Below are 7,927 nucleotides of genomic sequence, written 5' to 3' on the forward strand. Positions count from 1 at the left end.
CCGCTCCGGCCCGCTCCCCCACCCGGCCGCCCATTCAAGATACTCTGTGGGCGGCCGGGTGGGGGAGCGGGCCGGAGCGGACTGACGGAATGTCTCACCCCGCATAGCGCGCTTCGAGCAGGTCGAGTTCGCGGATCAGCCGCCGCGCGGTCGCCCCGCCCAGCATGCGCTTGCGCACCATGCGGAACACCTCCGCCCGCTCGGCCTTCAGCGCCACCAGCCGCAGATTGCGCTCGATCTTCTCCGCGCGCCGGTCGGACGCGCGATCGTCGGGTTCGCCCTGCCGCCGTTCGATCCGGTCATGATACAGGTCGAGCAGCCGCGCGCCCGTGGCCATATAGAGATCCGCGTCGGGATGGTCGGCGGGCATCTGATGTTCGGTCTCCGCGATCGCGCGGATCGCTGCCTGCGCCGCCGCGATGCGCGCCGCATCCTCCTCCGCCATGCGCGACGGCTCGGCCGGCATGCGCAGGCCGCGCAGCAGCGGGGGCAGCGCCACGCTCGCGATCAGCAGCGACGCCACGATCACGCCCATCGCCAGGAAGATCGCCAGGTCGCGCGCCGGAAACGGGCTCCCGTCGCCGAGCGTGAGCGGCAGCGTCAGCACGCCCGCCAGCGTGATCGCCCCGCGCACGCCGGCGAACGACATCGCCGCGACGATCCGCCACGGCGCCGCAACCGCCTTGGCCCCTCTCGCCAGTGTCAGCTTCAGCGACAGCCACACCCAGGCGAAGCGCATCAGCACGAGGCCGGACATGATCGCCACGATGTAGATGCCCAGCCACCACGTCTGGTAATGGCCTGACGAATAGACCGTCTCCGCCGCGCCGCGCAGGATCAGCGGCAATTGCTCGCCCAGCAGCACGAAGATCACGCCGCTCGCCGCGAACTGGATCATGTCCCACACCGTGCTGCGGCGGATGCGCGTCGCGGCGGCAAGCTCGCCCGACGTCTCGACGAAGCCCATCGTCACCCCCGCCGCCACCGCCGCCAGGATGCCCGAGCAATGGAGATGTTCGGCCACGAGGTAGGATCCGAACGGGATGAGCAGGCTCACCAGGATCTGCGTGCCGCCATCCTCGCCATAGCGCCGCGCCACCCATGTCTTGGCCCGCGAGACCGCCCAGGTGATGCCGACGCCCACCGCAAGCCCGCCCAGCGCCACCCACAGGAAACTGAGCGCGGCATCCCCAAGTACGAAGCCTCCGGTCAGCGCCGCCGCCACCGAAAAGCGGAAACAGACGAGGCCCGATGCGTCGTTGAGCAGCGATTCGCCCTCCAGGATGTGCATCATCCGGCCGGGGATCGGCGTGCGCTGCGCGATCGCGGACACCGCGATCGGATCGGTGGGGGATACGATCGCCGCGAGCGCGAACGCCACCGCCAGCGGCATGGCCGGGATCAGCCAGTGGATGAAGAACCCCATGCCCAGCACGGTGACGATGACGAGGCCCAGCGCGAGCCCCAGCACGGTGCGCGCGTCGCGGAACAGCTCGTCGCGCGGAATGCGCCAGCCGTCGAGGAACAGCAAAGGCGGCAGGAACAGCAGGAAGAAAATCTCGGGGTCGAGCGTCACGCGCCAGTCGGCGACCAGCCCGATCAGCCCGCCCAGCGCGATCTGGAACAGCGGGCGCGGCAACGACACCGGGATCGCGCGCGACAGGACACCGCTGACCACCACGGCGAGGAGGAGAAAGAGGACGATCGTGATGGTTTCCAAAGCGCGCGTGGCTCCTTTTCCGGCGATGGGGTGTGCCCCGTTGTCGCGGCGTCGGACGCGACGCGCAACCGTCTGGTCGGACAAAAAACGTTGCCGGGCCCGCCGCCTGGCGGCCCCGCTTTCCCCGATCGCTTCGACAATGCTAATGCCCCCGCCAACGATAAGACGGAGAGTTGCCTTGAACGTTCGTGGCGCGCCCCGCCTGCGCGCGCATCCCGGTGGTCCCGCATGAGCGGCCCCGTCCTTCCGACCCGCCTGGCGCGCGACAGCGACGAGTTCCGCGCGCGCAATGGCCATAATCGCGCTTTGGTCGCGGCGTTGCGTGCCGACGTGGCCCGCGCCGCGCGCGGCGGTGGCGATGCGGCGCGCGAACGGCACGTGGCGCGGGGCAAGTTGCTTCCGCGCGATCGCGTGGCGCGCCTGCTCGATCCCGCCGCGCCCTTCCTCGAAATCGGCCAGCTCGCCGCGCATGGCGTTTATGCGGGGGAGGTGCCGGGCGCCGGGCTGATCGCGGGCATCGGCCGCGTGTCCGGCCGGCTGGCGATGATCGTGTGCAACGACGCCACCGTGAAGGGCGGCACCTACCATCCGCTCACGGTCAAGAAGCACCTCCGCGCGCAGGAAATCGCGGCCGAGAACCGGTTGCCCTGCATCTACCTCGTCGACAGCGGCGGCGCGAACCTGCCGCACCAGGCCGAGGTGTTTCCCGACCGCGATCATTTCGGCCGCATCTTCTACAATCAGGCGCAGATGTCCGCCGCCGGCATCCCGCAGATCGCCGGCGTGAGGGGAAGCTGCACCGCCGGCGGCGCCTATGGGCCGGCCATGTCCGACGAAAGCGTGATCGTACGCGGGCAGGGCACGATCTTCCTCGCCGGCCCACCTTTGGTGAAAGCCGCCACGGGCGAGGTGATCTCGGCCGAGGACCTTGGCGGGGCCGACGTCCATGGCCGCCGCTCGGGCGTGGTCGATCACGTCGCCGAGGATGACGCCCACGCGCTCCAGATCGTGCGCGACATCGTCGCCAGCCTCGACACGCCGTTCGCTCCGAACGCGTCCCCGTCCGCCCCGAACGGAGCGGACATCGCGCCGCCGCTCTACCCGGCCGAGGATCTGTACGGCCTGATCCCGGAGGATGTTCGCGCGCCCTATGACGTGCGCGAAGTCATCGCCCGCCTCGTCGACGGATCGGCCTTCCACGAATTCAAGGCGCTGTACGGCACGACCCTCGTCTGCGGCTTCGCGCACATCTGGGGCATGCCCGTCGCGATCCTCGCCAATAACGGCGTGCTGTTCGGCGAAAGCGCGCAGAAGGGCGCGCACTTCATCGAACTTGCCTGCCAGCGGCGCATCCCCCTCCTGTTCCTTCAGAACATCTCCGGCTTCATGGTCGGCGGCAAATATGAGGCGGAAGGCATTGCGAAACATGGCGCGAAGCTCGTCACCGCTGTCGCCACCGCGCAGGTGCCCAAGATCACCGTCCTGATCGGCGGCAGCTTCGGTGCTGGCAATTACGGCATGTGCGGCCGCGCTTATTCGCCCCGCTTCCTGTTCACCTGGCCCAATGCGCGGATCAGCGTGATGGGGGGCGAACAGGCGGCCAGCGTGCTCGCCACCGTCCACCGCGATGCCGATACGTGGAGCGAGGAGGAGGCCGAGGCCTTCAAGGCCCCGATCCGCGCCAAGTATGAGGAGGAGGGCAATCCCTGGTACGCCACCGCCCGGCTTTGGGACGATGGCGTGATCGATCCCGCGCAGACGCGCGACGTGCTCGGCCTCGCGCTTGCCGCCACGCTCAATGCGCCGATCGCGGAGCAGCCGCGCTTCGGCCTGTTCAGGATGTAACGATGACCACCCCTCTCTGGACCCAAGCGGCGATCGCCGGACTTTTCGATCTGCCGCTGCTCGATCTGGTCGCGCGCGCGCATGCCGTCCATGTCACGCATCACCCCGCCAACCGCGTGCAGCTGTCGACCCTCTTGTCGATCAAGACCGGCGGCTGCGCCGAGGATTGCGGCTATTGCAGCCAGTCGGCGCATGCCGAAAGCGGGCTGAAGGCGGACAAGTTGATGGACCGCGACACCGTCCTCGCCGCCGCGCGCGCGGCCAAGGCAGCGGGGTCGCACCGCTTCTGCATGGGCGCCGCCTGGCGCGAGCCCAAGGATCGCGACATGCCGGCTCTGGTCGACATGGTGGCGGAGGTGAAGGCGCTCGGCCTCGAAACCTGCATGACGCTCGGCATGTTGACCGACGATCAGGCGCGCCGCCTGTCCGACGCGGGCCTCGATTATTACAACCACAATATCGATACCTCGCCGGAAAATTACGGCAACGTCATCACCACGCGCACCTTCCAGGACCGGCTCGATACGCTCGACCGCGTCCGCGCGGCGGGAATGCGCGTCTGTTGCGGCGGCATCCTCGGCATGGGCGAAAGCCGCGCCGATCGCGTGAGCTTCCTCCACGCGCTCGCGACGATGCCCGTCCCGCCCGAAAGCGTGCCATTGAACGCGCTGGTGCCGATCCGGGGCACCGTGCTCGGCGACCTGCTGCACGACGTGCCCTCGGCGCGGATCGATGACATCGAATTCGTCCGCACCGTCGCGGTCGCGCGCATCATCATGCCCGCCAGCATCGTCCGCCTGTCGGCGGGCCGCGAGAGCATGAGCGACACGATGCAGGCACTCTGCTTCATGGCCGGCGCCAATTCGATCTTCACCGGCGATCGCCTGCTCACCACCGGCAATGCCGGCGGCGATCGCGACGCGGCCCTGTTCGGCAAGCTCGGCCTCCTGCCGATGGAGGGAATGGCGGAGCCGGTCGAGAGCGAGGCCGCCTGACCATGTTCGACACCCTGCTCATCGCCAATCGCGGCGAGATCGCCTGCCGCATCATCCGCACCGCGCGCGCGATGGGGATCCGCACTGTCGCGGTCCATTCCGATGCCGACGCCGCCGCGCGCCATGTGCGCGAGGCCGACGTGGCGGTGCCGATCGGCCCCGCTCCGGCGCGCGAATCCTATCTGGTGGCCGATCGCATCCTCGCCGCCGCGCGCGAGACGGGCGCGCAGGCGATCCATCCCGGCTACGGCTTCCTCTCCGAAAATGCCGACTTTGCCGAGGCGGTCGTGGCGGCCGGTCTCGTCTGGGTCGGCGCGCCGCCCGCCGCGATCCGCGCGATGGGGCTCAAGGACGCGGCCAAGGCGCTGATGGCGGAGGCCGGCGTGCCGGTGACGCCGGGCTACCTGGGCGAGGATCAGTCGCCCGCGCGGCTCCAGACGGCGGCCGATGCGATCGGCTATCCCGTGCTGATCAAGGCGGTCGCGGGTGGCGGGGGCAAGGGGATGCGCCGCGTCGATCGCGCCGCCGACTTCCCCGATGCGCTGATCTCCTGCCGGCGCGAGGCGGCGTCCGCCTTCGGCGACGATCGCGTCTTGCTCGAGAAATATATCGTCAATCCGCGCCATATCGAGGTGCAGGTGTTCGGCGACACGCATGGTCGGGTCGTCCACCTGTTCGAACGCGACTGCTCGCTCCAGCGCCGCCACCAGAAGGTGATCGAGGAGGCGCCCGCGCCCGGCATAGATCCGCTGACCCGCGCCACGATCTGCGACGCCGCCGTGCGCGCCGCGCGCGCGGTCGATTATGTCGGCGCGGGCACGATCGAATTCATCGCCGACACCAGCACCGGGCTCGACGCCAGCCGCATCTGGTTCATGGAGATGAACACCCGGCTCCAGGTCGAACATCCGGTGACGGAGGCGATTACGGGCATCGACCTGGTCGAATGGCAGCTTCGCGTCGCGGCGGGCGAACCGCTCCCGCTTGCCCAAGACGAGCTTTCGATCGACGGCCACGCGATCGAGGCGCGCCTCTATGCCGAAAACCCGGCGCTGGGCTTCCTGCCGTCGACCGGCCCGCTCCGTCATCTGCGCCTGCCGAAGGGACTGCGCGTCGACACGGGCGTGGCGGAGGGCGACGCCGTCACCCCCCATTACGATCCGATGATCGCCAAGGTGATCGCCCACGGCCGCACGCGCGAGGGCGCCGCACGCTGGCTCGCCTCGGGCATGCGCCGCACCGAAATCTGGCCCGTTCGCACCAACGCCGCCTTCCTCGCGCGCGCGCTCGATGATCCGGATTTCGTCGCCGGCCGGGTCGATACCGGCTTCATCGAACGCCATGCCGAACGGCTGATCCCCCCGGCGACCCCGGGACCGGACGTGGTGGCGGCGGCCGCCGCCGCGATCGTCCCCCACGCGGACAGCGATCCGTGGACCGCGCTCGCCGGCTTCCGCGCCAATGCCGATCCGGCCACGGCCCTCCGCTTCGCGATCGACGGCCAGCCGGTCGAAACCACGCTGCCCGGCGCACACGTCCGTCCGGGCCGCACGGTTTCGGTCGATGGCCAGACCATCCTGTTCGCCGAAGGCGCGGGTTGGGCGATCGGGCCTGACCGCGCCGGGGCGGGGGTCGGCGGCGGTTCGGTCGGCGACGGCGCGATCCTTGCCCCGATGCCCGGCCGCATCGTGTCGGTCGCCGCCGCGCAGGGCGACACCGTCGTCGCCGGGCAAAGGCTCGTCGTGCTCGAAGCGATGAAGATGGAACAGGCGCTCGTCGCGCCCTTCGCCGGCCGCATCGCCGAACTGCGCGCGATCGAGGGCGGGCAGGTGACCGAGGGCAGCCTGCTCGTCCGTGTCGAGCCTCTTCCAAAATAGGTTTTCGTCTGAAACACTCCGGGTGATGCCGACCCCCACCTCCGTCCCCCCTGCGCAGGCGGGGCCCCGTGTCTCTCCCGGTCGAATGCGACCGCGACCAGTGACGCCCCCCTCACGCCGGCCCGCCGCACACCCTTCGCACCTGTCAACGTCGTCAACGTCGTCAGCGTACGGGCCGGGAATGGCGGGCAAATATTTCGCCCAATGGCAGCTCGGCGAGCGGATCGATCACCCGATCCGCCGCACCGTGACGGAGACGGATAATCTCCTCTTCTCGACCATGACGCACAATCCGCAGCCGCTGCACATCGATGCGGAGGCCGCCGCGCAGTCCGAATTCGGCCGCATCCTCGTCAACGGCACCTTCACCTTCGCGCTGATGGTCGGCCTGTCGGTGGGGGAAACGACGCTCGGCACGCTCGTCGCCAATCTCGGCTACGACACGCTCGTCATGCCGAAGCCGGTGTTCCTGGGCGACACGCTTCGCGCCAGCACCGAGGTAACCGATCTGCGCGAAAGCCGCTCGCGCCCCGACGCCGGCATCGTCACCTTCGCGCACGAGATGCGCAACCAGCATGACGAGGTCGTCTGTCGCTGCCTGCGCACCGCCTTGCTCCGCAAGGCCCCGGCATGAGGCTGCGCTCGCTGCTGTTCGTCCCCGCCGACCGGCCCGAACGGTTCGGGAAAGCGGCGGCGAGCGGCGCGGACGCGATCATCCTCGACCTCGAGGATTCGGTCGCGCCCGACGCGAAGGACGCTGCGCGCGCCGCCGTCGCCGCCGCGCTGATTGCCCCCGCCGCCGTCACGCGCTTCGTCCGCATCAACCCGGTCGATGCGGGGATGCTTGACGCGGACATCGCCGCCGCGCGCGGGGCGGACGGCCTCATCCTGCCCAAGGCGGAGGGCAAGGACAGCGTACTACGCTTGATCGAGGCGTGGGGCGACGCCTGCCCGCCGATCCTGCCGATCGCGACCGAAACGCCCGCCGCGCTCTTTCGCCTGGGCGACTATGCCCCCGTCGCCGGCCGCCTGTGCGGCCTGACGTGGGGGGCGGAGGATCTGTCCGCCGCGATCGGCGCGGACACCGTGCGCGAGGCCGATGGCCGCTACACGCCGCCCTACGAAACAGCCCGCGCGCTCGCATTGTTCGCGGCGCATGCGGCGGGGGTCCCCGCGATCGAGACGGTCTTTCCGGCGCTCGATGACGATGCGGGCCTCGCCGCCTACGCCGCGCGTGGCGCACGCGATGGCTTCACCGGCATGCTCGCGCTCCACCCGCGTCAGGTCGCGGCGATCAACGCCGCCTTCACGCCATCGGATGCCGCGGTCGCCGATGCGCGCCGCTTGCTGGAGGCCGCGCGCGCGGCGGGGCAGGGCGCGTTCCGCTACGAAGGGCGGATGATCGACGCGCCGCATCTGAACCTGGCCCGCGCTTTGCTGGCGCGGGCCTGAATCGACGACGTTACTTGATCGTCAGCACGACCACCGAG

General features: G+C 69.9%; 6 protein-coding genes. 5 read left to right on the forward strand and 1 reads right to left on the reverse strand.

Features of this window, described 5'->3' with window-relative positions:
- Positions 1–94: 94 nt before the first annotated feature.
- Positions 95–1,720 carry a Na+/H+ antiporter gene (locus ACOJSF_RS10300; protein WP_420142119.1) on the reverse strand — a complete coding sequence of 542 codons (1,626 nt, stop codon included), beginning with the start codon at positions 1,718–1,720 and terminating at the stop codon, positions 95–97.
- Positions 1,721–1,948: 228 nt separating this feature from the next.
- On the opposite strand from ACOJSF_RS10300, the gene ACOJSF_RS10305 reads away from it, so the two are divergent.
- From ACOJSF_RS10305 to ACOJSF_RS10325, 5 genes are all read left to right on the forward strand, one after another.
- The gene (locus tag ACOJSF_RS10305; protein WP_420142120.1) at positions 1,949–3,565 is read left to right on the forward strand and encodes a carboxyl transferase domain-containing protein; all 1,617 of its coding nucleotides are present in this window, start codon (positions 1,949–1,951) and stop codon (positions 3,563–3,565) included.
- A 2-nt stretch (positions 3,566–3,567) separates the two neighbouring features.
- On the forward strand, positions 3,568–4,560 hold the full coding sequence (gene bioB / locus ACOJSF_RS10310; protein WP_420142121.1) for a biotin synthase BioB: 993 nt from the start codon (positions 3,568–3,570) through the stop codon (positions 4,558–4,560).
- Between the two features lie 2 nt (positions 4,561–4,562).
- The gene (locus tag ACOJSF_RS10315) at positions 4,563–6,437 is read left to right on the forward strand and encodes an acetyl/propionyl/methylcrotonyl-CoA carboxylase subunit alpha (protein WP_420142122.1); all 1,875 of its coding nucleotides are present in this window, start codon (positions 4,563–4,565) and stop codon (positions 6,435–6,437) included.
- Positions 6,438–6,618: 181 nt separating this feature from the next.
- A complete protein-coding gene (locus tag ACOJSF_RS10320; protein ID WP_420142123.1) occupies positions 6,619–7,071 on the forward strand; it encodes a MaoC family dehydratase in 453 nt (150 codons plus the stop codon).
- Positions 7,068–7,889, forward strand: coding sequence for an HpcH/HpaI aldolase/citrate lyase family protein (locus ACOJSF_RS10325; protein ID WP_420142124.1), 822 nt, complete (start codon positions 7,068–7,070; stop codon positions 7,887–7,889). The genes ACOJSF_RS10320 and ACOJSF_RS10325 overlap by 4 nt, the downstream gene beginning before the upstream one ends.
- Positions 7,890–7,927 lie beyond the last annotated feature (38 nt).

The sequence above is a fragment of the Sphingomonas sp. genome, assembly GCF_048594985.1.
Classification (GTDB): Bacteria; Pseudomonadota; Alphaproteobacteria; order Sphingomonadales; family Sphingomonadaceae; genus Sphingomonas_I.

What these genes read in the sequence shown, in the direction of transcription:
- ACOJSF_RS10305 (WP_420142120.1), top strand. Translation starts at nt 1,949, where the DNA reads ATGAGCGGCCCCGTCCTTCCGACCCGCCTGGCGCGCGACAGCGACGAG.
- bioB (WP_420142121.1), top strand. Translation starts at nt 3,568, where the DNA reads ATGACCACCCCTCTCTGGACCCAAGCGGCGATCGCCGGACTTTTCGAT.
- ACOJSF_RS10315 (WP_420142122.1), top strand. Translation starts at nt 4,563, where the DNA reads ATGTTCGACACCCTGCTCATCGCCAATCGCGGCGAGATCGCCTGCCGC.
- ACOJSF_RS10320 (WP_420142123.1), top strand. Translation starts at nt 6,619, where the DNA reads ATGGCGGGCAAATATTTCGCCCAATGGCAGCTCGGCGAGCGGATCGAT.
- ACOJSF_RS10325 (WP_420142124.1), top strand. Translation starts at nt 7,068, where the DNA reads ATGAGGCTGCGCTCGCTGCTGTTCGTCCCCGCCGACCGGCCCGAACGG.